At 36.2% G+C, this 24,743-nt stretch carries 18 protein-coding genes, 1 rRNA gene and 1 other RNA gene; 1 reads left to right on the forward strand and 19 read right to left on the reverse strand.

Translation table 11 applies throughout. From position 1 onward, the window contains the following. Window position 1: 1 nt before the first annotated feature. The 16 genes from fumC to LEP1GSC049_RS217695 all read right to left on the reverse strand — a co-directional run bounded on the left by fumC (window position 2) and on the right by LEP1GSC049_RS217695 (window position 20,276). Window positions 2-1,396 carry a class II fumarate hydratase gene (fumC, locus tag LEP1GSC049_RS217765; protein ID WP_004753814.1) on the reverse strand — a complete coding sequence of 465 codons (1,395 nt, stop codon included), beginning with the start codon at window positions 1,394-1,396 and terminating at the stop codon, window positions 2-4. 97 nt (window positions 1,397-1,493) lie between these two features. Beyond that, window positions 1,494-3,572: a hypothetical protein gene (locus LEP1GSC049_RS217760; RefSeq protein WP_004763326.1), complete on the reverse strand. Its 2,079-nt coding sequence runs from the start codon at window positions 3,570-3,572 to the stop codon at window positions 1,494-1,496. Window positions 3,573-4,333: 761 nt separating this feature from the next. Next, the gene (locus LEP1GSC049_RS217755; protein WP_004778237.1) at window positions 4,334-5,596 is read right to left on the reverse strand and encodes a malic enzyme-like NAD(P)-binding protein; all 1,263 of its coding nucleotides are present in this window, start codon (window positions 5,594-5,596) and stop codon (window positions 4,334-4,336) included. A gap of 46 nt (window positions 5,597-5,642) precedes the next feature. Then, window positions 5,643-7,013, reverse strand: coding sequence for a tRNA uridine-5-carboxymethylaminomethyl(34) synthesis GTPase MnmE (gene mnmE, locus LEP1GSC049_RS217750; protein ID WP_004755317.1), 1,371 nt, complete (start codon window positions 7,011-7,013; stop codon window positions 5,643-5,645). After that, window positions 7,006-7,716, reverse strand: coding sequence for an RNA-binding cell elongation regulator Jag/EloR (gene jag, locus LEP1GSC049_RS217745; RefSeq protein WP_002148755.1), 711 nt, complete (start codon window positions 7,714-7,716; stop codon window positions 7,006-7,008). Before jag ends, mnmE begins: the two co-directional genes overlap by 8 nt. 31 nt (window positions 7,717-7,747) lie before the next feature. After that, window positions 7,748-9,631, reverse strand: coding sequence for a membrane protein insertase YidC (gene yidC / locus LEP1GSC049_RS217740; RefSeq protein WP_004755110.1), 1,884 nt, complete (start codon window positions 9,629-9,631; stop codon window positions 7,748-7,750). A gap of 9 nt (window positions 9,632-9,640) precedes the next feature. Beyond that, window positions 9,641-9,865: a membrane protein insertion efficiency factor YidD gene (yidD, locus tag LEP1GSC049_RS217735; RefSeq protein WP_004759754.1), complete on the reverse strand. Its 225-nt coding sequence runs from the start codon at window positions 9,863-9,865 to the stop codon at window positions 9,641-9,643. Then, a complete protein-coding gene (gene rnpA, locus LEP1GSC049_RS2000000225950; RefSeq protein ID WP_306292221.1) occupies window positions 9,862-10,185 on the reverse strand; it encodes a ribonuclease P protein component in 324 nt (107 codons plus the stop codon). The genes yidD and rnpA overlap by 4 nt, the downstream gene beginning before the upstream one ends. 6 nt (window positions 10,186-10,191) lie before the next feature. Next, a complete protein-coding gene (gene rpmH / locus LEP1GSC049_RS217725) occupies window positions 10,192-10,353 on the reverse strand; it encodes a 50S ribosomal protein L34 (protein ID WP_000828326.1) in 162 nt (53 codons plus the stop codon). Window positions 10,354-10,569: 216 nt separating this feature from the next. Next, a 5S ribosomal RNA gene (rrf, locus tag LEP1GSC049_RS217720) occupies window positions 10,570-10,686 on the reverse strand. An 895-nt stretch (window positions 10,687-11,581) separates the two neighbouring features. After that, window positions 11,582-13,918 carry a hypothetical protein gene (locus LEP1GSC049_RS217715; protein ID WP_004763378.1) on the reverse strand — a complete coding sequence of 779 codons (2,337 nt, stop codon included), beginning with the start codon at window positions 13,916-13,918 and terminating at the stop codon, window positions 11,582-11,584. 85 nt (window positions 13,919-14,003) lie between these two features. Next, window positions 14,004-15,257 (reverse strand): valine--pyruvate transaminase, encoded by a 1,254-nt coding sequence (locus LEP1GSC049_RS217710; protein ID WP_004754215.1) that lies wholly within the window; start codon window positions 15,255-15,257, stop codon window positions 14,004-14,006. A gap of 1,247 nt (window positions 15,258-16,504) precedes the next feature. Continuing rightward, entirely contained in the window at window positions 16,505-17,155 is a 651-nt protein-coding gene (locus LEP1GSC049_RS217705) for a DsbA family oxidoreductase (protein WP_004778257.1), read from the reverse strand. A 571-nt stretch (window positions 17,156-17,726) separates the two neighbouring features. After that, window positions 17,727-18,074, reverse strand: a transfer-messenger RNA (tmRNA) gene (gene ssrA / locus LEP1GSC049_RS2000000225960). Window positions 18,075-18,369: 295 nt separating this feature from the next. Beyond that, window positions 18,370-19,743, reverse strand: a complete 1,374-nt coding sequence (gene rsx / locus LEP1GSC049_RS217700; RefSeq protein ID WP_004755334.1) for an LIMLP_03685 family anti-sigma factor — start codon at window positions 19,741-19,743, stop codon at window positions 18,370-18,372. Between the two features lie 8 nt (window positions 19,744-19,751). Continuing rightward, on the reverse strand, window positions 19,752-20,276 hold the full coding sequence (locus LEP1GSC049_RS217695; protein WP_004754643.1) for an RNA polymerase sigma factor: 525 nt from the start codon (window positions 20,274-20,276) through the stop codon (window positions 19,752-19,754). A gap of 333 nt (window positions 20,277-20,609) precedes the next feature. Between LEP1GSC049_RS217695 and LEP1GSC049_RS217690 the strand changes: the two genes are divergently transcribed. Then, on the forward strand, window positions 20,610-20,858 hold the full coding sequence (locus LEP1GSC049_RS217690; RefSeq protein WP_004754340.1) for a DUF433 domain-containing protein: 249 nt from the start codon (window positions 20,610-20,612) through the stop codon (window positions 20,856-20,858). Between the two features lie 427 nt (window positions 20,859-21,285). Here the strand turns inward: LEP1GSC049_RS217690 and LEP1GSC049_RS217685 are convergent, their stop codons facing one another. From LEP1GSC049_RS217685 to aroC, 3 genes are all read right to left on the reverse strand, one after another. Beyond that, window positions 21,286-21,813 carry a NuoI/complex I 23 kDa subunit family protein gene (locus LEP1GSC049_RS217685; protein WP_000537600.1) on the reverse strand — a complete coding sequence of 176 codons (528 nt, stop codon included), beginning with the start codon at window positions 21,811-21,813 and terminating at the stop codon, window positions 21,286-21,288. Beyond that, entirely contained in the window at window positions 21,800-23,248 is a 1,449-nt protein-coding gene (locus tag LEP1GSC049_RS217680; RefSeq protein ID WP_016560560.1) for an NADH-quinone oxidoreductase subunit G, read from the reverse strand. Before LEP1GSC049_RS217680 ends, LEP1GSC049_RS217685 begins: the two co-directional genes overlap by 14 nt. Window positions 23,249-23,542: 294 nt before the next feature. After that, the gene (aroC, locus tag LEP1GSC049_RS217675; protein WP_004753916.1) at window positions 23,543-24,685 is read right to left on the reverse strand and encodes a chorismate synthase; all 1,143 of its coding nucleotides are present in this window, start codon (window positions 24,683-24,685) and stop codon (window positions 23,543-23,545) included. Between the last annotated feature and the right edge of the window lie 58 nt (window positions 24,686-24,743).

The raw sequence follows: 24,743 nt of genomic DNA on the forward strand, positions 1-24,743 counted from the left end.
ATTAATCCACCGAAGGATGGATCATCTTTTCGGGAAGAACCCATTGATCAAATTGTTCACTTGTCAAAAGTCCCAATTCGATTCCGGATTCTTTCAGAGTTGTTCCCTTCTTATGCGCGTTCTTAGCGATTTTAGCAGCGTTATCATAACCTATATGAGGATTCAAAGCGGTTACGAGCATCAAAGAATTATTCAAATGTTCGTTTAATTTTTCCTTATTCGGAACAATTCCACGCGCACAATGTTCTTCAAAAGAAACGCAAGAGTCAGAAAGTAATCGAATCGAATTCAAAACATTATGAATGATCAAAGGTTTAAAAACGTTTAACTCGAAATTTCCGGAAGCGCCGCCTATGTTTACCGCAACATCATTTGCAATCACTTGAGCTGCAACCATCGTCATCTGCTCCGACTGAGTCGGATTCACTTTTCCCGGCATAATGGAAGAACCTGGCTCGTTTTCCGGAATACTAATTTCACCGATTCCACAACGCGGACCGGAAGAAAGCCAACGTATATCGTTCGCAATTTTCATCAAAGAAGCGGCTATCGTTTTCAACACACCACTCGTTTCTACAAGAGAATCATGGGCCGCAAGCGCCTCAAACTTGTTTTCCGCGCTTACAAAAGGAAGTCCAGTTTCCTTAGCGATTTGGGTCGCCGCTTTTACAGCGAACTGAGGATGTGTATTTAGTCCGGTTCCGACAGCTGTCCCGCCTAACGCAAGTCTATAGATCGAAGGTAAAACCGTTTTTACTCTTGTAATATTATAATCCAGTTGTTGAACGTAACCGGAAAATTCCTGGCCCAAAGTCAAAGGAGTCGCATCTTGAAGATGAGTTCTTCCGATTTTTATAATATTCTGAAATTCATCTGCTTTTTTCTTGAGAGTTTCTTTCAGTTGAGTCAAAGCAGGAATTAGCTTCTGATTCAACTGTTCCGCCGCTGCGATATGCATAGCGGTAGGAAACGTGTCATTTGAAGATTGAGCCTTGTTTACGTCGTCGTTTGGATGAATCGGTTTTTTAGAACCTTTCACTCCTCCTGCAATTTCGATCGCACGGTTCGAAATTACTTCGTTAGAATTCATATTGGTCTGAGTTCCGGAACCGGTCTGCCAAACAGAAAGAGGAAAATGTTCGTCCAATTTTCCGGAAATCACTTCGTCAGCGGCTTGAATGATCAGTTTCTTTTTATCTTCGCTTAAAAGACCAAGCTCCGCGTTAACGACCGCTGCGGATTTTTTTAAGATTCCTAAAGCGCGAATCATTTCTCTTGGAAATCGATCGTTCCCGATATGAAAGTGATGTAGGGAACGTTCGGTTTGTGCACCCCAATATTTGGAATCGTCTACTGCAATTTCGCCCATCGAATCCGTTTCGATTCTGGTTTTCATGAATCCTCCGAAAACTTAAATGTTAATTGAAATATAAAATTTTTCCGAACGAAATATTAGAATTTAATAAAAATATAATATAATATTTATTAAAAACTTATTCGTTTTGAAATCGCCTCAGAGTATCCGCAAGCGCGGAAAACTCTGGTTTTTTAGCGGAAACATTGTCCAGATAATCCAGAGTGGTTTGGATCCAAGCAGAATCCGATTCCAACTCTTTTCGTATAAAAACATGTCGAACCTGGTTCATGGCCCTGATTTCCATATATCTCCGCTTCTGGTCATAGTATATAAGGTCGGCCACTTTGTCTTTTCCGAATTCCGGAGAAGAAATTGCGACCACAACTTCATCCAGCCAAATTAATCCGTTGTTTTTACGATCCACATAATCAATCGCCTTTTGAACTCTAGACGGAATCATCAACTCTTTCTCTTTCGGGCCGACGATGACTCCGAGAGATTTTTTCTTTTTTGGTTTGGAGGATTCTTGAGAAGAATGATCCAATTCTATATTTTTAAGATCCTTTTTAACTGAACCCTTGTTTGTAGAATCTCGTTCTTTAGGAACAACTTTGATTCCGAACAAACTAAGAATGAATTCGATGATTCTTTCTAAAATCGACTTAGAAGCCCTTTCAGAACGGATTCTTTCTTTTTCGGTATCTTCTTCCCATTCTGCGATCGCCTTACTCAAACGAATTTGTTCGTCCACTGCAACTTGACCGTCTTTTATGTCGGAAACCTCTTTTAAAAATTCATAAATTCCACGCGTAAATCCGTTTTGTCGAATCAAGTTATGAATAGAAGTTCTTCGCTGGCGAACTTCTATAAATGCCCGAACAATCATACTCTTCGCCAAAATCATCAATCCAATGGTTTCGCCTCCGGAACCTTTTCTTTCTTTTTTGAGAAAGTCTTCTCTGGAACGAATTCGTTCTAAAACTTCACGAAACAATTCGGTTCTACTCATACCAACACTTTTGATACTCGCATCATCTACTTCAAAATTAGAAAGATCAAAATGAATCGGTTCTTTAGATTCTTTAAAACGGACTAAATTCTCTCCCGTGATTAAATTGATCAAAGATTCTTTTTTAAGATTTTCTAAAGTTCTTACGGTTTGAAGTAATACTTCGTAAGATCTAATAAAATCTCCGCCACCCGCCCAACTTTTTCCGGAAGTAAAAGCGGGATGTTTTTTTAATTCCTGTAAATATCTTTCAGCTTGAGAATGTCCTGTCAATTCTATCCAGGAAGATTCTTCGCCTGGAAGAATTTGAAGAAGAATCTTACGTGCAATTACATTAAATAAATCAAATATGATTTCCAATTCTGTACTTTTGTTTTGTTCATTTTTTTCTTTGGAAGTATGTCTAAAACTCAAAAGTTCCTCAAAAGAAGGCTGAAACAAATGAAAACGAGGATGTAATTGTAAAAGAGGAGATCTAGAACCTCTTTTTTCAAGAACTGGTAAAACTTCGGGCTCTACCTTTATAAGAGAAAGCTGATTTAAAATTTCGCCTGGTTTTTGATTCAAAATTTGAAAGATATTACTGAATAAATCACCTCGAACCTTCAATCGACTTAAAAGAGATTCCAAAGAAAGGGATTCCAAATTTTGCATAGACTTTTCCAAAAATTTAGAATCCGATAAATTGATCTGAATTCCTTTATCGTCAACGTTGATATAATTCTGATGAACCCAATCCTCCACTTCCGAATTTTTAGAAATATTCAGGATAAACTGATCCCTTGCGTATAACATTTCGAGAATTGCGGCCACACTTTGAAGTACACAACCACGTTTAACCTTTACGATTTGATCCGCCTTTAAAGAAGCGGGGCGAATGATTACATTTGCGATTTGAAGTTCTCTAATTTCTTTTTGAAATAGAAGAAACTGGTAGGATTGAATTCCCCTTCTTTCTTCTAAAAATTTAAGATCGTTAAGTTTAAGATGTTGTAGTTGTTCGATTTTAGTAAGTGCGAACGGAGATTGATTGAATAAGAAATAATTTTCCACCCCCTTTTCAATCAAATCTATATCTTTAAACGCACCCGGATTATATTGAAGCATCAGAACTTTCAGTTCTTGATCTCCGATCATATCCTGAGTGTCCTCCGAACTTAAAACGAAGGTTTCAGGAGTTGGGATTTGATTTTCAGATTTGGACATAACCCACCGCGCCCATATCATTAAGGGACTGTAGAAAATTAGAAAAGTCGATTACTCTTTGTTTGAAAGTAAGATTTTTCATTCTTGAAAAATTGAAATCCATTCCATAAGAAACCCTAAGCACAATTGTTTTTACATTCTTAAAAACGCGGAAGCTTTCATAGATCAGTTTCTTTCACAAATTTTATATCGATAGTTTTTGTGGAAGTTCCATATTCTAAGGTTTTGAAACTTTTTATAAATATCGGGACCTTTTTGGGAATAACTGAGAATCTTTTCCAGAAAGAAGATTTATCGAACGTTTTAATCTAATGAATACAAAAAATCCAGGTAAAACTTCATTTCTTAGGACGTATTCTTTATGATTTAAAAAACTTTTTTTGAAAACTGTCTAATACTTGAAACTCGGTTACAACGATAACATAACTCGAACCATCGATCATATACTTGAATAGAATGGGCCAGGTTTAGTTTTCAATTACACTTTCAATTTCAAATCCATACCAAAAGTGTTAAGAGATTTGTAGAACGATCACACTTCCATTAACATGAATTCGGCGTAAGAAAATCTAGACGAATCCGGCTTGCCATAGGCAGCCGGACCGGGCTCTCGCTCTGGTCAATAAATTGTATACAGGAACGTTATACGAATTATCGTCTTAAGTTTCAATTTATCGACCCCGCATCGATCCCTTTCGCATTAATGTAAGTTAAATAAAAGTGTATTTGTTAATTCACCCTTAAAACAAAATCGGACAATGTTAATTTCTAATAATCCCTTCGAGGAAGTCTAAATATTTATCTCTTCCCAAATAAGGAATACGAGCAGACCCACTTGCAACCGCAGCCTCAGCAACCGCCGGAGCCACATGAAATAAAACTCGTTTATCAAAGGGTTTTGGAATCAGATATTCCGGGCCAAACGTAAACTTCTCTCCGCCATAAGCCTTGCTGACCAATTCAGGGACTTCCAAACGAGCCAACTCCGCCAAAGAACGAGCGGCCGCAAGTTTCATCTCTAAAGTAATATGGCGCGCTCTAACATCCAGAGCACCTCTAAAAATAAAAGGAAATCCTAATACGTTATTCACCTGATTTGGATTATCACTTCTTCCAGTTCCCATAATTAAATCGGAACGGACCGCTTTTGCAACATGATATTGGATTTCGGGATCAGGGTTTGCAAGAGCAAAGATCACTGGATTTTTAGACATAGAACGAACCATATCTTCATCTACCATATTCTCGACGGAAACGCCGATAAAAATATCGGAACCTTTCATCACGTCTCTGAGAGTGGTAGAATCCGTTTTTTGAATATACTTTTTTTTAGAATCGTTTAGATCGTTTCTATTGTGATGAATCACACCCTTAGTATCGACCAGAAAGATCTGCTCTTTTTTAATTCCTATATGTTGAATGAGTTCTGCGATTGCAATTCCCGCGGCACCCGCCCCACAAATCACTACTTTAACATCACCTGGATTTTTACCCGTAAGTTCAAACGAATTCAATAAACCTGCAACCGTGATGATCGCGGTTCCGTGTTGATCATCGTGAAAAACAGGAATGTTCATCTTTTCGATAAGTTGTTCTTCAATATAAAAACTTTCAGGAGCTTTAATATCTTCTAAATTGATACCGCCAAAAGTTGGCTCCAGAAGTTTCACCGCACGAATAAATTCATCCGGGTCTTTTGTATTGATCTCTATATCAAATACGTCTATCCCCGCAAACTTTTTAAAAAGAACCGCCTTTCCTTCCATAACCGGTTTACCGGCAAGAGCACCTATATCACCTAATCCTAAAATTGCGGTTCCGTTTGTTATGATCCCAACAAGATTTCCTTTGTTCGTATATTCATAAACGAGCTCAGGAGAATCCTTAATCTCTAAACAAGGATAAGCGACACCGGGAGAATAAGCGAGGGAAAGATCGTAAGAATCTTGAGTAGGTTTTGTAGGAACTACTTCAATTTTTCCCTTAGGATGAAGCGCGTGATATTGTAACGATTTTTCCCTCATAGATTTTTCCCATGTTTTTCAAATTCAACCTTGCGACGATAAAATTTCATTTACCAACGCAGAACTTACTGAAGATTCTCCCGAGAACCTCTTCCGTATCCACTCTGCCGTTGACCTCTCCGATTTCGACAAGAGCATAATTGATTTCTTGAATATAAATTTCTGCGGGAGTCCCTTCTTCAATCAGACAGAGGGTTTTATCAAGACATTTAATGATGGTTTCGAAATGATACCTTTGGCGTTCTTCTAAAAGGACATAATCCTCGGAATGACCCAACCTGCCCGTCCTTTCCTTGATCGTATCTAAAAGCTTTAAAATTCCTTCTTTGGTTTTGCAGGAAATTTCGAGTACGATTAAATCTTTTATGTCTGAAAATAAGTTTCGGTTCCAGGAAGAATCTAGAATATCAATTTTATTTGCGACAAGAATAGAACCTTCTAACCTTTCCCTAGATTTACTAATAAATTCTTTCCAATTTTCTTTTTTAGAAACGTCTACGAGGAAAAGCCGAATATCAGCAGATTGAAATTCTTTTTCACTTCTTTCGATTCCTAGTTTTTCGATATGATCTGTAGTTTCTCGAACACCAGCGGTGTCCACAAGTCGAACAGGAATTCCTTCGAGAAGAATTTCTTCACTGATATAATCCCGGGTCGTTCCAGGAATTTCAGAAATGATAGAACGTTCCCTGCCAAGAAGAACATTCATCAGACTAGACTTACCAGTGTTTGGTTCTCCATAGAGAACGATTCTAAATTGTTGGATTAACTTTTCCGCAGAATCAGATTTTGAAATCACGGTTTGACAAAGAGACTTTATATTTTCGATACGAGTCTTTCTTTCTTCCAAGGATTCATACGTGAGATCTTCCGTGGAAAAATCAATCTCAGCTTCACATTCAGCTTTGAGGGAAATCAATTGACTTCTCAGATTAGAAGTAAAACGGGAAACTTCTCCAAAAACGTTTTTTTGTGCAAGTTCCAATTCAAAACGGGAACGCGCAGAAATAAGTCTACCGATCGCTTCCGCTTCGGTCAAATCCAACTTCTCGTTTAAGAATGCTCTACGAGAAAATTCACCTTGTTTTGCAGGACGAGCGCCCGCTCTAAAGATGGCGTCTAACGCTTCTCTTAACAAAATTGGATTTCCGTGAAAGTGAAACTCGCAAAGCTCCTCTCCCGTATAAGAATTTGGAGCCTTAAAATAAAAGAATAATATTTGATCTACTTTTCGATCACCGATTTGAAAAACGCATTGAATCGCCGTTCTAGGTAGAATTTCGGAGGGGGAGAGAAATTTATTTTTCGAAAAAAGAAAAGAAGAGGAAATCGTAAGCGCTTCCGGACCGGACATTCGGATGATTCCGATTGCTCCGGCACCGGAAGGAGTGGATACAGCGGCTATCGTATCATTCAAAGTTCACTTCTTCGAGAAGGTCGTTGTTTGGACCTTTTTCGACAACGTCTTTGTATTTGTGTTTATCTTTCATCGGAATGATTCTTACTTTTTTGTAAGTGCCGTTTCCTTCTGATCTAGTAAAAACTTTTTCATTTTCTTGAAGAGCCATATGAATGATTCTTCTTTCAAAAGGGTTCATCGGTTCCAACAATTTCGATTTGCCGGTTTTAGCGACAGTCGCGGCAACGGATTTTCCAAGACGGACCAAAGAAAGTTCTCTTTTATCTCTGTAAGATTCTATATCCAGAACGATTTTTCTACCGTGCCTAATTTTGGAATCAACCATCAAATTCAAGATAAACTGAATTGCGTCTAACGTAGATCCTCTTTTTCCGATCACGAGCCCGGATTCTTTACTTGCAACTTCGACGTAAATTTTTCCGTCCACGTCGCCCATACCGACCACTTCCGCTTCAATCCCCATCTTTTTCAAAACGGTAAGAACGACCCCATGAATGATTTTTTCAGCGGGAAGATCTCTAGAAGTAACGTAAGCTCGAACGATAGCCGGCTTTTTTTGAGAGATTCCGAAAAAACCTCCTTTTCCGGAATCTACGGTTTCAAAACGAACCTCGTCCGAGTTTAATCGGAGAGTTTTGAGAGTGTACTCTTCGGCCTCGGACTTAGATTTAGCCTCGGCTTCAAAGATGTAATTTTCCATGTGTATATCCTCGATAATGAGTTCGTTGCGGTTAAACTTTCGCCTTTTTCTTTTCTTCGGTTTTTTTTAGATGATTTGTGATCCACTGTTGACCAATGGAGAGAACGTTCTGAAAAGTCCAATAAAGAGTAACTCCGGAAGGCATGTTCCAGAAAATATAAAGCATCATAACCGGCATCACGTACATTAGCATTTTCTGATTTGGGTCCATAGATACAGAAGTCATTCTCGTTTGAAAGACCTGCGTCCCCACCATCAAAAGAGCGAGAAGGTTTAAACCGATTCCCGTTTGAGTAAAGTAAGGAATCGCGGGAGAAGTCCAGATTACGTCCGGTTCGCTGAGATCCTTGACCCATAAAAACGGTGAATTCCAAAGATCTATTGTATCAGAAAAAGCAGTGTAAAGTGCTATAAAAATCGGAATTTGAATCACCATAGGAAGACAACCGCCAACTGGATTTACGTTATTCTTCTTATAAAGTTCCATCGTTTTTTGCTGACGCATCTTAGGATCATTGGCGAACTTTTCGTTGATCGTTTTCAGTTGCGGACTAAGCTCTTGCATCTTTTTCATACTATCCGCTTGTTTCTGGTTTAACGGATAAAAAACGAGTTTGAAAAGGATCGCAAAAATAATGATGCTCCAACCATAATTTGGAATCGTAAAACGGTAGATTTGTTTTAAAATCCAAATGATTCCATTTCGGAAAGGAGTAGTAATACCTTGATTGAAGGATTTATTTAAGTCAGAACTTAAACCAACAAAAGGACTATTTTTAGCTTGGCTCGGATCCAACTCCGGATTTTTAAAAGCCATACCTTCACTTTCTCTAATACCTACATAGGATGCAAAGTCTAGATTATATCTTTCACCAGGACTCAAAAGAATATTATCATATAGTAAAACAGCTCCGCTTTCGTTTTTAGGTCTATTATCTAAAACGATTCCTTGCGGTTTATGATCAAGAGGATCAGCTACGGCAATAAAATAGCGAGAGCCGGTTCCTGCAAAATCCACTCCGGATTCTTTATCTGTTTTAATGCTAAAAGATTCGTCGGTTCCGGAATTTCCGGTAAAAAAATTGCCGACTGAAGACCAAAAACCAACGGAGGAACTTCCGTCTAACGTATCTTGAAAAGAACCGCCTAAATGATAAAAACGAAAAAAATTCGCAGTATCTCTATCAGTCAAAGGCCTATCTTTTGGATAAGGCCCGAGACTTCCAAAGGTTCTCAAATATCGAATATTTTTTTGAGAAGCGAAAGAAAGTTTCTCGTTCGAAAGATTCACGATGGAAATGGAAAGTTTAAAATAATTTTCATTCGGATAAAAACGAAATTCTTTTTTCAGTTGATAACTTCTATCGGGAGAAATTGCCGAGAAAGAAACGGAATGATTTATTTTATCTTCAGTTAAGGAAAATTGAATATAGTTCCAAGGTGAATCAGAAATTTCTACAAGAGAATCCGAAAAATTGAAATCAAATCCTTTATCTCTGGATAACTCCACCGCTTGATAACTTTTACCATCTACAACAACCGTTTCGGGATTTTTACGAGCAACTTGAATGAGTTCTCCGTTAGGACCCGTAAAATCTTTCATGTAAAATTTGGAAATTTTTCCGCCTAACGATGAAAATTCGACTATATAAGAATCTGTTACGACAAAACTTTTTTTCGTATCGGAAGGAGTTATTTTTTCTTTCTGAACAACAGGATCGATTGAATTGGATTCTTTTGTTTTTCCAGAAGTGATTTGTTGTTTCGTATTTTCGGACGTTTTATCGGGTTGAGTCTGTTTTGTTTCGGGATTTTTTTTTGTGGATGTATTAGGGAAGAAAAAATAATTCACTCCCATCCAAATTCCCATACTGAGAATCAAAGCTAAAAACAATCTACTTTGTCTATCTTCCATAAATCAGTTTCATCCTTTAGTGTTTGGTGGTAACGGATCGTCAAACCCCCTAGAAAGAGGATTGCATCTCAAAATTCTCCAAATACTGAGCTGCATAGCGCGGAAAAATCCGTATTCTTGAAACGCTTGAGCGGCATATTCGGAACAAGTAGGTGTAAAACGACAGGCAGGGGGCAATAACGGAGAGAGTAACCTTTTATACAATTGAATCAGTTGGATTACAAATCGGTTCATCGGATTCGATTGATCAGAGAGACCAGAATCTTAACCAGTTCCCTATGGTTCAGATCCAAAATTTCTTTTTTGGCTAATATTGCTATATCAAAGCCTTTTGAAAAATTTTTCTCTTCTTCGTGTATAATTGCTCTAAGCTTTCTTTTCATTCGGTTTCTTTGAACCGCAGTTTTTACAGCCCTTTCCGGACAGTAAAGAAAACGATTTTTTGAGAAGGAATTAGGAAGATATACCAGAACAATCGGGAAACTGGAGACTCTCTTTCCAGTCTTAAAAAGAAATTGAATCTCCTTTCTGGATTTTAATGTCTCTTCGATGATTCGTTCTTAGTATTTTTTACCGAGTTTTTCGTCGGATACGGTCAATTTATATCTGCCCTTTTTTCTTCTGCGAGAAAGAACTTTTCTTCCTCCGGCAGTAGCCATTCTGGCGCGAAATCCGTGTGTTCTCGCTCTTTTAACTCGGCTGGGCTGGTAATTTCTTTTCATATTTATCCCTGATTGGCATTAATGATTACGTTTTTTAGGAAAAAGAATATTTCCCATACAGAAACTTACTGAAAAAGGTTTGAGTCAACCATTTCACGTCCAAAATTGGAGCGAATTGCCTTCTTCGGGAATTTATTCTTTGGGATTTTAGGGAAAAGAAAATACCCGAACGAAAGAGAATTTATTTGAATCAAGTCCTTCGCCTAAAAACAAAAAACCCGGCAACGTCCTACTCTCCCATGCAGCGAACCACATAGTACCATCAGCGATGAGAGGCTTAACTTCCGTGTTCGGGATGGGAACGGGTGTGGCCCTCTCTCTATAGTCACCGGGAATCTTGAAGCCAGCATCTCGTACTGATTTCTATGGTCAATCTAAATTTAACAAAAAAGTTTAAATTCTTTTTAAAAATTTTCTTGGTTTAATGTTTTTCCGCTTAGAATTCCAGATGATCCATAGAGTTGTTGAAAAATTAATTCTTGATCTGTTTATATTGGATTGAATGGACAATTGAAGCAATTTTACGAATCTTCACTATGGAATTTTTCAACAACTCTAATATCGAAATAATAGGAGTTATAACAATCCTATATTAAATAATTATACTTCCCTAATATAATATGAGTTCGACGCAAGAAAACCGAGGCGAATAAAAACTCAATGCAACGTCTGCTATGTATCCGCGTTTTGGGTGGTGGAAAAATTTGAAAGATTTTTCTCTATCAGAAAAACATACTTTTTGCAAGTAAAAAATATGTTTCTTGTCGGAACACTTGAAAAACGTACATTTTTGATCCAAAACCTTCTCAGTTTATGGGTTGAATTAGTAATTTCGAGTGGGCAAACCAAGATAACGTGAGTTCAGTATAACCAATACAAAGGCGAGCATTCATCCTCCGTAATCCGTAGATAAGTGTGTATTTTGAACGGTGTTTGAATCAAGAAGGTCTGTGAAAGTAACTCAGCATCTGGGTTATCACGGTCGCTCTAGATTTGTTCACTTCATAAACTCAGTGAACAAACGTTTAAAATCGCCGCGGCAGGGATCGATGCGAGGTCAATAAATTGAAATCAAAAGCTATAAATTATATAACATTTCCTTTATATATTTTATTGACCAGAGCGGAGAGCCCGGTCCCGCCTGTTACTGTCAAATTTACTTTCACAACATTTTGGCGGGAGCCGCCAAAGTCGAACTCACATTAAGATATAATATTTAACTGTATTTTTACTTTTTCTTACGACTGGGTAGATATTTATAATACTCCACTTCGATCGTATTAATTAGAAAAGTATAATATTTAACGAGTTTCTTATCATATTGTTTCTTTTGGGCCTCGTTTCTAAGGAACTCTGCAATCTGATCCCGAATCAAAGGAGCTTTTAAATCATTATGACTTAAAATGATAGAACCGGGCATTCCTTGCGGAACTATATCATCTGGAATTATAATCGTAGCTGAATTCTGTAAAAGTGCGTATTCAACCGTAGAAGCAACCTTGTCGTCGTCTTTTTCGCCTTTAAGATGTGCTACGTTGTTTCGAATATTATCTAAATTTTCGAAAATCTTTTTACGTAAAGAACGGGAATCGTGAATTTTATCCGTAATCTTAGTAAATCGACTTGGAAAAACAAATCGTTCTGCTCCCTTTGCGATTAAACTCACTTTCTTTTCTTTCGGAGTTTCTCCCTTGGAAGATTGATAACGTTCATCTTCAGAATCTTCTCCAGCATCATAATCATTGGAAGAAGACATGGCTCCATATTCTCCTTTAAAGCCAGATCCAAGAGAAGAGCCGGAACTTCCACCGGAAAGAATATCAGCTTTTTCTTTATCCCTAAAATGAAATGCGATCATCAGTCCTAAAAACAAACTGACCGGAATTCCCACGAACAAAATTCCAGTAGTTTTAAAATGTACGGATGCAATTAAAAATAAGATCATACTCGCTACAAAACCCAACATCCCCATCGGAAGATTGAATTTTTTTGCAAATTCTCGAGAACGTTGTTTTTCTACTTCCAACTGCTCCATTGTCTGAATTCCTTGTTGGAGCTTTACAATGTGTTCCGCCTTTATTTTTGCGTTTAGTCCGGGATGTTTCGGATTACTCAAACTCGCATTGATCTCTTTTGCTATTTCCAATTCTTTTTGATAAGCGACATTCTTAGTCGCTAAACTACTCAACTTATGTAGTACAGCAGCCATATAACCTGGATCAACCGCATATATCTCGGAAGTTTGATCCGGTTTTTCGATTACTTTCATTCCGTATTGATCGGAAATCTCCTTTTTCAATTCCTCAATCAATGAAGGATAACGTGTTTCGTCAGATAAACCTGAGGATTTCAATTTTTGTTCCGGAGAAAAACGATATAAAGTCTGTTCTTCAACTGTATTCTCTGAAATTTTATGAATAATTTTTAATTTTAAAGATTTAAATACACTTTCCTCTTTTCTTTGAGAGAGTTTTTCTTTTTCTTCCATCAATCTAGAAATGATTTGAATAGAAAGCCTACAGGTCTCAGATACTTTTTTACCAAGCTCATCGGTTTCACGATCGAATGGATAATCATTGATAAGCGAAATCAAAGCTTTTACTTTTTCTGAGTTTTGTTTTCTTCCAGGTTCCACCATCTGAATATGAGTTTGTTCAAACTCTATAATTCTAGTTCCAAAAAGACCGTAACCTGCTCTTTCACTCAGTTCTTTTAAATAAGGAATCGCAAATTTTTCAAGAGCGTCCACCTGACAACGATAATGTGCTATCACTTCTGGTTGATTTACGTAAGAACCATCTGGATTTAACTGAAGATCATCTAAAATGATATGATAATCTGGAAGAATTTTCATTACGTAATTCTTCTTATTTGCATAAGTTAGAAAATCTCGTAGAAAATCTGTCATTGGAATATAACCGTAAGGTTGAAATCCCTTCTTTAAAAGTGTAGAAAATTCAGCTTCGAGCGAAGCCAACTTAGGAAAGAGCCAATTTTTTCCTGCCTTGTTTTTATGAAGTAAAAAAGCTCCGGGATTATCCTCGTCGGGAAGTTTCGGTTTTTTAGCTCGATTCTGTAAAATGAGATCGATCATTTCTTCCGAAAATTCAAAACAAGCGACTCGATAAGGATTTACATCCGTTTTGGTTTCTTTTTGAGGACTTGCAATTGCAATTCTAGCCTGAATTTTTGCACCATTACGAACTAAGAAAGGATAAATATAAGCAGATTTATTTTTCCCTTTTTTTTCATAATCAACTAATTGTCGTAAGGCGAGGTCAACACTAAGAGGAGACTTTGCTTGTTCGCTTAAATTCCTATATTTATTTAAAAGATCGGAGAGTTTATCTAGGGTAAGTAAATAAGAAGGATGAATACTTTTAGAACCGTGTTTCTCAGTTTTTTTATGCCAATCTCTAAGTTCGTCTAAAATACAACGTGCAGTTGCAGACAAGCCAACTGCTCCTTCGTTTAGAAAAATATAATCGGGTGTAAGAGACTGAATTTCCGTCGGTTTACTCGCCGCCAGTTCTTCAAAGCTTATGTCCTGTTCAGTGCTTTCCATATTTCCTATCAATTCTACAGTACGATTCTTTTTAATTGAACATTTTTACTTGTCCAGTATTCCACTAAATAACTGGATAAAACATTTATTTCAAAAATTTTTCCAATACCCTTCCGATTCTCAAAATTCCTTCTTCAATCTCTTTATCTTCTCTAGAAAAACTCAATCGAAAACATTCTTCTCTATGAGACCAATTTGAGTCTGCTCCTGGAAAAAAAGTTTTACCTGGAACGACAATAACTCCTGCTTCCTTTAGAATCGGATAAAGATCACTAACGGACAGAGATAAATTCCTAACCCAAACCCAAAGAAAAAAAGCGCCTTCACTTTGATGAATTTTATAGTCAATCCTAGAACTCCAATTGTTTAGAATCGTTTCCTGAGTAAAAATCGATTTTTTTAGATAAAAAGGTAAGATTGTTTTTTCACATAACTCTTTCCAACGTCCTGAGCGAAAAAGATCCAATGCGATAAATTGCCCCGGATTAGCGCTCGTCAAATTGATAACCGAATTGGCTCTATGCAACAAAGTAATTGTTTCTGAATCGCCCACTACAAAACCAGTTCGAACTCCGGGAAGACCCAACTTAGAAAGACTAAAACCCTGAATCATTCCAGGTCTATGAATGAAAGAACTTTTTCCAAAAACAACTTTGGGAAATGGAAATCCGTAAGCGTTGTCGACCAATAAAGGAATTCCTACGTTATTTGCTCTTTCAATTAAAAATTCAAGTTCTTGATCTGTAATTACATTGCCAGTTGGATTTGTCGGTCTAGAAACGCAAATACAACCCGCCTCCTTTTTCCAACTTGGAATGAAATCGAAATTTTCCAAAGATATAAAGTATTTATAATATCGATCTTCTATTTCCCGAATTTCAGGCGCAAAAGATAAAAAAGAATCCGGCTCCAAGGTTTGATCCGTATAACCGATGTATTCCGGAAGAATGGGAAAAAGGATTTTTTTTCTTTGATCATTGCCGAAATTTCCGGAAAAAAAATTTAATAAGAAATAGAAAGCATTCTGACTTCCGTTCGTAATTGCAATTTGGTCTTTGGAAATTTTCGTTCCGGACTCATCCGATAAAATAGAAGCGATCGTTTCTCTAAGTTCTAAAATTCCAGAAGGGGATTCGTAACCTCCTAAAATTTTATCCATACTTCCGGATTGGATTTGTTTTGATACGATCTCTCTCCAAACTTCGATCAGTTCCGGAATAAAAGCAGGACTTCCTCCACCCAATAAACAAGAGCCCGGAGGAGGATTACTTAAATCGTCCATCAATTGTCCGATTCCGGTTTGTTTTAAAAATTTCCGACCGAAAATTGAGTATTGCATATTATACAAAATTTCTTTCTAAGTAAGATATAGAAACTAGAATCCAATCTGAAAGGAAAATTTCGCAGACTCTTTTTTAACTTTATATCAAAATACTTTTACTACATTTCGTCTGAAAAGTTTATTATTTATTTTTGAAAGGTAGATATTTAAATTAAGATCTTTTGTAGATGTTTTCAAGAAAACATCTACAAAATTCCAAAAGAATCATCGTCTAATCCAATTTTTCCACAAAATCGCTGTTTGGTGGTTATCGCAAAAGTTAAAAATCTATTTTGAATTTGTAATCTATGGTTTTCGATATAATTTTCATTTTATTTATAGTTTGTCCCAAATCCTAAACACCGAGGAAGTATTTGTTGAGTTCCCCGAGTAATCATAAAAGCGAAGCTCTGAATTAAAAACTTGGCCGCTCCCCTTTCTATCTATAAAATTCGCGAACGATTCGCTCACATTTTCTTTCTCTGAGTTCACATGATTAAAGTGTAAACTAGCGGATTGAACATTTTGTTATGTAATTCTCAGTAAAAGCTATAAATCACACAATGACTTCCGCGGAACTATCATATTCTATTGAATGTCCGTAATTTTTTGTTAAACGAAGTTCACTTTTAAATTTATATTAGAGTTACTGAAAAATTTCATAGTGGCAATTCACAAAACTGCTTTCATAATCTATTTTACTGATCTCTACAAAATTGAGTACCGTTAATTTTATCACAAAACACTGATTCCATACAAAATATTAGGTACTTTATTATATAGTTATGAATAATACAACGAAAACAAATGGAGAAGAAATTTCCAACAACTCCAATAGTCTATTTATAAAAATCTGTAACATTCGTCTAACAAAAATATTAGAAATCTATAAAATGAAGTTCGTAAAAAAGAATAGAAAGCCCACCATGAAAATGATACTATAATTTTATTTCAAAACCTAGAATATAAAATCTACTTCAAAAAAACATCTAATTTCAGAATAGACGCATTTGTAAAACTTTCTTGTTTATTTTTAAGTAGCCAGTATTTTTCTCTGAAATAGGGATTTGCAATAAAATTTACGGTACTCAATTGGTCAGAGATCAGTAAAAATACAGAAATTTTAATGGAGTGAAAAAAATTTAGAATAAAATAACAACAAGGAAAATGATAAGCAAAAATTCACCGTAAGAAATTTATTTACATCAATAAAAACATACAGCCTTTATTTTATTTTTAATATTCAAAAATTGAAATATAATAAATTAAGAATTTTCATCTTCCAATCGATCAAATATCTGCAAAAAAAGATTTGATTCTTGGGCGCCTGAAACGGCGTATTTTTCATTAAACACAAAAAATGGAACTCCAGAAACCCCTAGTTCTCTACCTTTTCGTTCTTCTTCTCGAACTTCCTGAAGTAAGGTCGTGTCCTTTTGTACGGAATAAAGATTATCCTCTTGTATTCCCGCTTCCCGTAAACTTTCCAAAATTATATTTGTGTCTGAAAGATTTTTACCTTCGGCAAAAAATTTTCTAAAAAAGATTTCCGAAAGAATTGAATCTTTTCTATATTCTTTCGCCTTTCGAATCAATGCGTGTAATAAAAAGGTGTTTGGTTGATGTCCTTCTTGTTCCGACAAAAAAGGAAGGTTTTCTGAATTGGCAATATCGGCAACTCTTTGAACCATCATTTTAACACGATCCATAGATCCAAATTTTCGAGTCATATGAAGTATTCTATCTTCTCCTTCCGGAGCCAAATCCGGATTGAGTTGAAAAGCCCTCCATTCTATTTCGATCTTATCATCAGGGTGTGACTTTTTCCGAATTGATATTGCATCTTCTAATCTTTTTTTTCCGATATAACACCAAGGACAAACAACGTCTGAATAAATCGCAATTTTAGTTTCCACAGTCACCTTCCCAGATTTTTAAAAGAAAAACAGTTTTCATCATAAAAGATTTTTCCTAAAAGTTGAAAAAAATATAGTGAATTCCTATTTTTTTTAAAATCAATTTGTTCATAATAAATTATAAAATTAGAATATTTCTTTTTATGAACCAACATGAGTTCAGCGTAAGAAAATGAGAAAAAATTTTCTAAAAGTATGAGTTCTTACATTTTTAGAATTTATTCGTAAAATCGTGATTTGCAGTAGTTCCCACATTTTAGGAACCAATCTATAAAGTTCAGATTCTAATTTTTTCAGAAAAATGAATTTCTTACGTCGAACTCATTTTAAATCAAATTAAAATTTTATATTTTTTACTTCGAAAAAATATAAAAATAAAACGTTTAAAAATTAGAATGTAGAACCTTCCTCAAAAAAAACATACATTTCGGAATAGACACCCATCTGTAAGAACTCCTACATTTCTGCAAAAGTCAAACTTAGGTTAAAATAACCAATTTGGAGAATAGACTTCAGAATTGAGAACAATCCTATAAATTCAAAATTGATTATCGGATATAAATGATAAACTTTGGAGACGGCGGGGTTCGAACCCGCGTCCTATTGCGCCCCAGATCAGCCTCTACGTGTGTAGTCTGTGTATAAAATTTCGGAAAGAGGTTCACCCTCAGACAGGATTCTCTTTCCTATTCGGCTCAGATACAAACTCTTTTAGGAACCGAAAACCAAAAGAATCGCCTCCCGATCAGTGTCAGAACATTTAGAATTCGAGAGAAAAAACTAAAGTTCCGTAGCAGAGATTAAGCTGCTAAAGCTAATTCGTTATTAGCGGTTATTGTTTGAAGGTTTTGAGAGGAGCCTACAACCTCTACACGCCACATAATCCCTGGCAACAACAGTCGAAACCAATTTCGTCCCCTGCTGTTTTTAGATTAGACTGTCAAAAATAAGAAAACGAAATTTTGCCGCAAGTTTTTTATAAAATTAAGAAACGATTAAATACTTCGATTGAAATTTATAATGAATTCGAACCCTTTAGGAATCGATCTATAAAGTTTAGATTTCTACTTTTTTTCAGAATCATGGGTTTCTTATGTCGAATCCACGTTAAACTTACGTTTTCTAGATAAACCCAAAAAACGAAGTTTAAATAAACAAACCAAATGAGTTTATCTTATAGGTTTTTGATTCGGAATAAAATCGACAAACCAGCGTTATTCGAAATGGATCGAATCGACCGCGTCGATAGGAAATAAAAGATTTCCATCATTCTTTAAAAGAATATAAAAACTTTCGTGCTGATATATAAACCCTTTTACTTGAGAACCATCTTTAAAATGAATTACTCTTTCATGATCAGGCTGATTTTTATCTTTTAAAATTTGAATTAAAGCCTTATTATCCAATTTTGCGACCAAAGACTTCAATTTTTCGACTTGTTTCAAATCGTTCGGAGCAAAACGAACCATAGATTTGAATTTCTCTTCTAATTCTTTTTCTTGATTTGGAAGAATATTCTTAATTTTTTTATTTAGATCGTCTTCCATCGAAAACATTCCAATCGTATTCTCGCCACCAAGCCTACGAACGTCCGAATTTAATGCGAAGACAAAATTCTCTTCTAATTTCAAACCTTGGGACTTTGCTTCTTCGATACTTTTTTCTAAAGAACGAATTTTATTTAAACTGGATTCCGGGATTCCTTTCCAAGACAAGGATTGTCCCCGATTTACTTGAACTTTTTTACTTTGAAAAAGAATCGGAAAATTCATCTTTAAAAATTCTTTCTCTTCTTTTGTTAAAGTACTGGCGGTTTTTTCAAAAGCGATCAAAGGTCCGGTTTCAACTTCTACCTTTCCATCCAAAACGTCTATATCCAGTTTAGAATAAGATTCCCCCACATTTCTGGAATAAATCACTTTCGTTCCTGCCAAAAAAGCTCTTACATCCGGCGAAAGAATCGCAAGTAGACCTTCCCCCGTAGATTCATTCTGAATTGAATCTACAAGAATCGACCCTCGTGCTACATTCAAAGAAGAATACTTTTTATTTCCAGAAATGGAAACTTCAGAATCTGGCAACATTCGAACCGCTACACTTTGAGCTCCTTCTACTTGGAATTCGCAAATAGAAAAATTACCCGAAACCAATTTACGATTCAGAAGACTTTCTCCAGGTTGAGACGCTACACCGTCGATTTTACAATCTCCGTAAGAATTGATAAAAGCCTGACCTAGTTTAGAATCCGACTCAAATTGATATTTAAACCAAAAAGAAACACCTACGACTAAAAACAACATGGCCGCAGTAAGTCCCAAAATCAAAGAACGGGATTTTAGAATCGTATTCGGAAATTCTAAAATCTTTTTCTGAATACTCGATTTCAAATAAGGAGTTTGTTTAATATCAGAAAAAGTACGAGATAAAATGGAATTAGTTCGAGTAGAATTTTGGTACATAGAACGAGCTTTTTCATTTTTAAGTACAAATTGAAGAAGCTCTCGCTTATCTTCGGTATTCAATTCACCGTATAAGTACCTTCCTAAGAGGTCTTCAAAACGTTCTATATCGTCTAATTCCGTTTTCATGATAGAGTTTAGAATTGAAATCCTTGCTGTTCTAATTTTGTTCTCAGTAAGGAAATAGCAGAAATTAATCTTCTACTTACGGTTCTTTCCGAAATTCCCAATACTTGAGCAGTTTCTTTTAAAGTTTTCTTTTTTAATTCCTTATATAATATTATACTTTTTTCCGGTTCAGGAAGACTTTCAATCGTATCTTTTATCGCTTTTTCCAAAAAAACCTTCTCTAAATTTTCCGGAATTTCCGGGTCTATCTCAATATCACCGACTAAATCGCTGAGTCGTATATTTCCGAATTCCTTTTTCTGTTTATTGTAATGTTTGAAGTATAGATTTTTTGCAATCGAACAAGTCCAAGTGCTGAAGGAAGCAATCTTAGAATCGAATTTATGAAAAAAAGTAAATGCTTTTAAGAAAGCCTCTTGAGTTAAATCCTCGGCCACCTCCGGATCACCGCAGATTTTCAAAAGAAAATGATATACGGTTCGGTAGTTATCCTCGTATAAAACTGAAAAATTTACAGAATCAGATTGAACCATTGAAATAAATACCCGATTACTCGGTCTTTTGCAGTTTTTTTGATAAATTACGATTCTAAAAGCACAAAAAAGAAATTAAAACTCGACCTTTTTTTGAAAACTTTGTTTGGAAAACTATGTCTTATTCGTCTCTATTTTCTATTTCGAGAAAATATATTCTTCTCTGTAGAAATTTAATTTGGTTTTTGCAGTAAAACAAATCGACTCTAGGACGATCAAATACCAGAAGAATTTAATTTATTTTCACAAACAAATTTGGAGTCAGCGAAAACAAAATTTTAAGATCCGAAAAAAATTCGTTCTAATTTTGTCAGACACTATTGTTAAGAATATATGAACAAAAATGAATTTACTTCGATAGAAGTCATTCCGGGTTATCTAGGAGGAAAACCTTTCATTAAAGGAACTGGAGTTAGAGTTTCAGAAATTTTGGATTTGCTTTTAGCAGGAATTTCTAGAAAAGGAATTTTAAGAGAATACCCAGGAATCTGTAATCACGATATTGATTCAGCGGTGTCCTTTTTAGAAGCAAAGTTAGAAATAGCAAGACAAAGCCAACATACCCACGAAAAAGTGAGCTGATCACAAGATTCATTTTACTGAAATTTATAATAAGTCTTTTAAAGATTTAAAGTTCAATACAACTTGAATGACTTCAGCCATTGTTATTTTTTTCCCTTATTAACTTTAAAGAACATAAGATCAATTTCTAACAATTAGATATAATAGTTAGAATTGTCGAAAAAATCCATATCTACAATTCACAAAACAGTTTTATCGATTCGTTTTAATGAAAAAACGAAAGAAAACTCACTTTTCAACAATTTTATTATAGATTATGTTTCATTCTTAATTTCCAAAAAATTACGGCAAATTAAATTCGTAGCTTTTAGATTTCTCAAAAAGAAGAACTTTCAATTTTCGTAAAGTTCACACATTTTCCATCTTCCACTTGTAAGTTCCCAAAAAGAAATTTTGAAAAAAAATTTATCAAACCAATTCTAAAATTCTATTGTCTTTCTCCGATGATTGGTCCACCCACAAGTTGCATCATTCTTTCTTTGGTTAAGATTAGATCTTCTCGGTTATCGGTCGCCATCTCGCCGGGACCATCCAGATAAATCGCTCCTTTGGGACAAGCTTCCTCGCACATTCCGCAAAAAATACAACGCAATAAATCGATCTCAAACTTTTTAGCGTATTTATCTTCTGGATGAAGATGTTGAATTTCCGGAGTCACTTCCGCTGCTTCTATATAAATTGCATCCGCAGGACATATCCACATACAACAAAAACAACTTGTACATCTTTCTCTACCCTGTTCATCACGTTTCATCGTATGCATTCCACGAAAACGAGTGGAATACTTTCTTTTCTTTTCAGGGAATTCTATCGTTACCGCTTTTCTTAAAATCGCGGCCTTGATAAAATGTTTGAGAGTGATCCAAAGTCCCTTGCCGATAGAATAAAAATAAAACTTCTCATACCAAGAAAGTTTATGGCGACTTGCTACTCTTACTACGTTAACGGTTCCCAACTTCAACCTCCTTGGGAGAAGTTTTGACCAGTTCCGCTATTTTCCAAAAAACAGAACCGGAACTTAATAAACCTTTAGGCGGCTCCATCACCTTTTGAAAAGACTGATTCAATCCATTTTTATTTGTAAAAGAACCGGCTTGTTCCGCAAACGTTTGAATCGGTACTCCGTAGGTCACTTCGGATATTTCTTGAGTTAGATTTGCGCTCAATAAAACAAAAGTAACATTCGAAGGAATAGAACGTAAAAATTTCTTAATATTCTCATGAATCACAAAGACCAGATCAATTTCTCCTAACTCGATCGATTTACAAATCGTATCGATTTTTTGTGAAGATATAAATCCGGAATCCACCGCCCCTCTTGTATTTGGTCTAAAGTCCGTAGTCATCAAAAAATCTTTTTGTTCGGGCGCTTTGTATTGAACTTCTTCTACCCTTGCTTCCACGATAACCGATTTTTCAAAAGATTCTACACTTTGGAGAATGATTTTTAGGTTTTCGTTGGATTCTTTTGCACCACCTAAAACCGCAATCCGTTTTGATTGACGAATTTTTTCCGCAATGGCAGGCAACACTACAGTACTTTCCGATACGTTCCCATCTTGATAATACGCGAATAACCTATTTTCGTTCAACCAATCGATGTCAAAACGCCCATGATCACAAAGAAAATACATATCCTTTTCTTCGTCGATTCGAGGCATATATCGATACATCTTGTTGTCTCTTACGTTAGTCGTAACATTACAACCAGTGCTACATCCATGACAAATCGATTCGCCGTTTTTATACCACCATACTCTGGATTTGAATAAGGTTTTGTTATTGAGAAGTGCACCCGTAGGACAAAGATCTGCAAGAGCGCCCTGAAAGTTATGTTGAATTGGCTCGTTCTTTGCAAGTCCTATGATAGAGTGATAACCTCTTTCAAATAGTCCTAGATTAGATTCCCCTACGATTTCCTCTTCAAATCGAACACAACGATAACAAACGATACAACGATTATGATTTATGATCAGATTGGAACCAACTTCTTCTTGAGGAATATTCCGTTTTTCTAATGTAAATCTGGAATTGCCCTTCCCCTCTTTAAAAGCATTGTCCTGAAGTTGGCATTCGCCTGCTTTATCGCAAACAGGGCAATCTAAGGGGTGATTAGCTAAAAGAAACTCCATCGTTCCTTCTCGCGCTTCTTTGATTCGATCATTTTTTGTGAAAATGGAAAGACCTTCCGTTACCTTCGTATTGCAAGCCGCTTGAAGTCTAGGAACTCCCTCAATTTCGATAAGGCACATTCTACACATTCCCACGATGGAAAGTTTGGGGTGATAACAGAAGAAAGGAATATCGACTCCGACATCTTTTGCCGCTGATATGAGGTTCTTCTTTTCATCCACCTCATATTCGATTCCGTCGATTTTGATTTTTACCATGGAATCATCCTTTTGATTCTTCCCGAATTTCGGGAAACAGTTCTATAGAAACGTACCATTCTCATTCTGGCAACCCGTTTCTAAAACGGGATCGTCTATCTATTTTTATATTATGTACTCTGTCATACTGTGGGAACTATTACACGTTTAACAATCTTCGATGATTCTAAAAAACCAAACCATTAACTTGGACAAGATTGGCACTTGAAAATTTAAGTTAGAAACCGTTGCAAAACCTGAAATGTAGGAACTACCACTGAATTTTAGAACGATCATCCTTTTTGAGACTGATTCTTAAAGTTCTAAGTTTTTGTAATAATCTGGAATCCGGGCCCATTTTTGAAACCACTGAGGATTGATCGCCCTTTGGTACAGATACGCGTCTACAAGAACTAAATTGACAACTGCCTCGATAATCGGAACCGCTCTAGGAAGAACACAAGGATCATGACGACCTTTTGCTTCTAAAATGGTTTCTTCTCCTTTGAGGTTTACTGTATTTTGTTTTTTAAAAATTGTTGAGGTTGGTTTAAAAGCAGCACGAATAACCAGTTCTTCTCCGTTGGAAATTCCACCTTGAAGCCCTCCAGAATGATTAGTTTTGGTTCTAACTCTTCCAGTTCCTTCTTCCACATAAAACTCATCGTTATGCGAACTTCCGGTTAATAACGTTCCGGCAAAACCTGAACCCACTTCAAATCCTTTACAAGCAGGAATGGAGAGGATCGCCTTTGCTAGATCTCCATCTAACTTGTCATAGACGGGATCCCCTAAACCTGGAGGAAGATTATAAGAAACACATTGGATCGTTCCTCCTACACTATCTCCGGCTTCTTTCATTTTTAGAATCAAAGAACGCATCTGGTCGGCGCTATCAGCGTCTGGACAACGAACTTCGTTTTGATCTACTTCTTCTCTGGACTTAGGATATTTCTGGCCTATGTTAGATTGAACGGTTCCGATCGAATCCACCCACGCAACGGTTTCAATTCCAAGATCATCTTTGAGGATCATTCTTGCAATAGCAGCTGCGGCTACACGGCCAATCGTTTCTCTAACGGAAGAACGTCCGCCGCCTACGTGCGCACGGAAACCGTACTTCATTTGATAGGTATAATCTGCGTGAGAAGGTCTAAACGTGGTTCTTAAATTTTCGTAGTCCTTGGAAATCGTATTTTGATTATCTACAATCAAAGCAATCGGAGATCCGATCGTTTTTCCTTCAAATACTCCAGAAACGACACGGACCGTATCAGTTTCATCTCTAGGTGTGGTAAGATTACTTTGTCCCGGTCTTCTTCGGTTTAAATCTTTTTGAATTTCTTCTAAACGAATGGGAATTCCTGCGGGAACTCCTTCGACCACAACTCCCACGGAAGTTCCATGAGACTCTCCAAAAGTACTAACTTTAAAAATTTTTCCCCAGCTAGAAGGCATATTACCAAAAAATAAGGGAAAGCCTAAGAATAAAGCGGTTTCTAAAAATCCTTTGGTT

It is taken from the genome of Leptospira kirschneri serovar Cynopteri str. 3522 CT (assembly GCF_000243695.2).
GTDB lineage: Bacteria > Spirochaetota > Leptospiria > Leptospirales > Leptospiraceae > Leptospira > Leptospira kirschneri.

Excerpts from the sequence above, each read along its gene's own strand:
- fumC (WP_004753814.1), bottom strand. The coding sequence starts at position 1,396 with ATGAAAACCAGAATCGAAACGGATTCGATGGGCGAAATTGCAGTAGAC.
- LEP1GSC049_RS217760 (WP_004763326.1), bottom strand. The coding sequence starts at position 3,572 with ATGTCCAAATCTGAAAATCAAATCCCAACTCCTGAAACCTTCGTTTTA.
- LEP1GSC049_RS217755 (WP_004778237.1), bottom strand. The coding sequence starts at position 5,596 with ATGAGGGAAAAATCGTTACAATATCACGCGCTTCATCCTAAGGGAAAA.
- jag (WP_002148755.1), bottom strand. The coding sequence starts at position 7,716 with ATGGAAAATTACATCTTTGAAGCCGAGGCTAAATCTAAGTCCGAGGCC.
- yidC (WP_004755110.1), bottom strand. The coding sequence starts at position 9,631 with ATGGAAGATAGACAAAGTAGATTGTTTTTAGCTTTGATTCTCAGTATG.
- yidD (WP_004759754.1), bottom strand. The coding sequence starts at position 9,865 with ATGAACCGATTTGTAATCCAACTGATTCAATTGTATAAAAGGTTACTC.
- rpmH (WP_000828326.1), bottom strand. The coding sequence starts at position 10,353 with ATGAAAAGAAATTACCAGCCCAGCCGAGTTAAAAGAGCGAGAACACAC.
- LEP1GSC049_RS217715 (WP_004763378.1), bottom strand. The coding sequence starts at position 13,918 with ATGGAAAGCACTGAACAGGACATAAGCTTTGAAGAACTGGCGGCGAGT.
- LEP1GSC049_RS217710 (WP_004754215.1), bottom strand. The coding sequence starts at position 15,257 with ATGCAATACTCAATTTTCGGTCGGAAATTTTTAAAACAAACCGGAATC.
- rsx (WP_004755334.1), bottom strand. The coding sequence starts at position 19,743 with ATGAAAACGGAATTAGACGATATAGAACGTTTTGAAGACCTCTTAGGA.
- LEP1GSC049_RS217695 (WP_004754643.1), bottom strand. The coding sequence starts at position 20,276 with ATGGTTCAATCTGATTCTGTAAATTTTTCAGTTTTATACGAGGATAAC.
- LEP1GSC049_RS217690 (WP_004754340.1), top strand. The coding sequence starts at position 20,610 with ATGAACAAAAATGAATTTACTTCGATAGAAGTCATTCCGGGTTATCTA.
- LEP1GSC049_RS217680 (WP_016560560.1), bottom strand. The coding sequence starts at position 23,248 with ATGGTAAAAATCAAAATCGACGGAATCGAATATGAGGTGGATGAAAAG.
- aroC (WP_004753916.1), bottom strand. The coding sequence starts at position 24,685 with ATGCCTTCTAGCTGGGGAAAAATTTTTAAAGTTAGTACTTTTGGAGAG.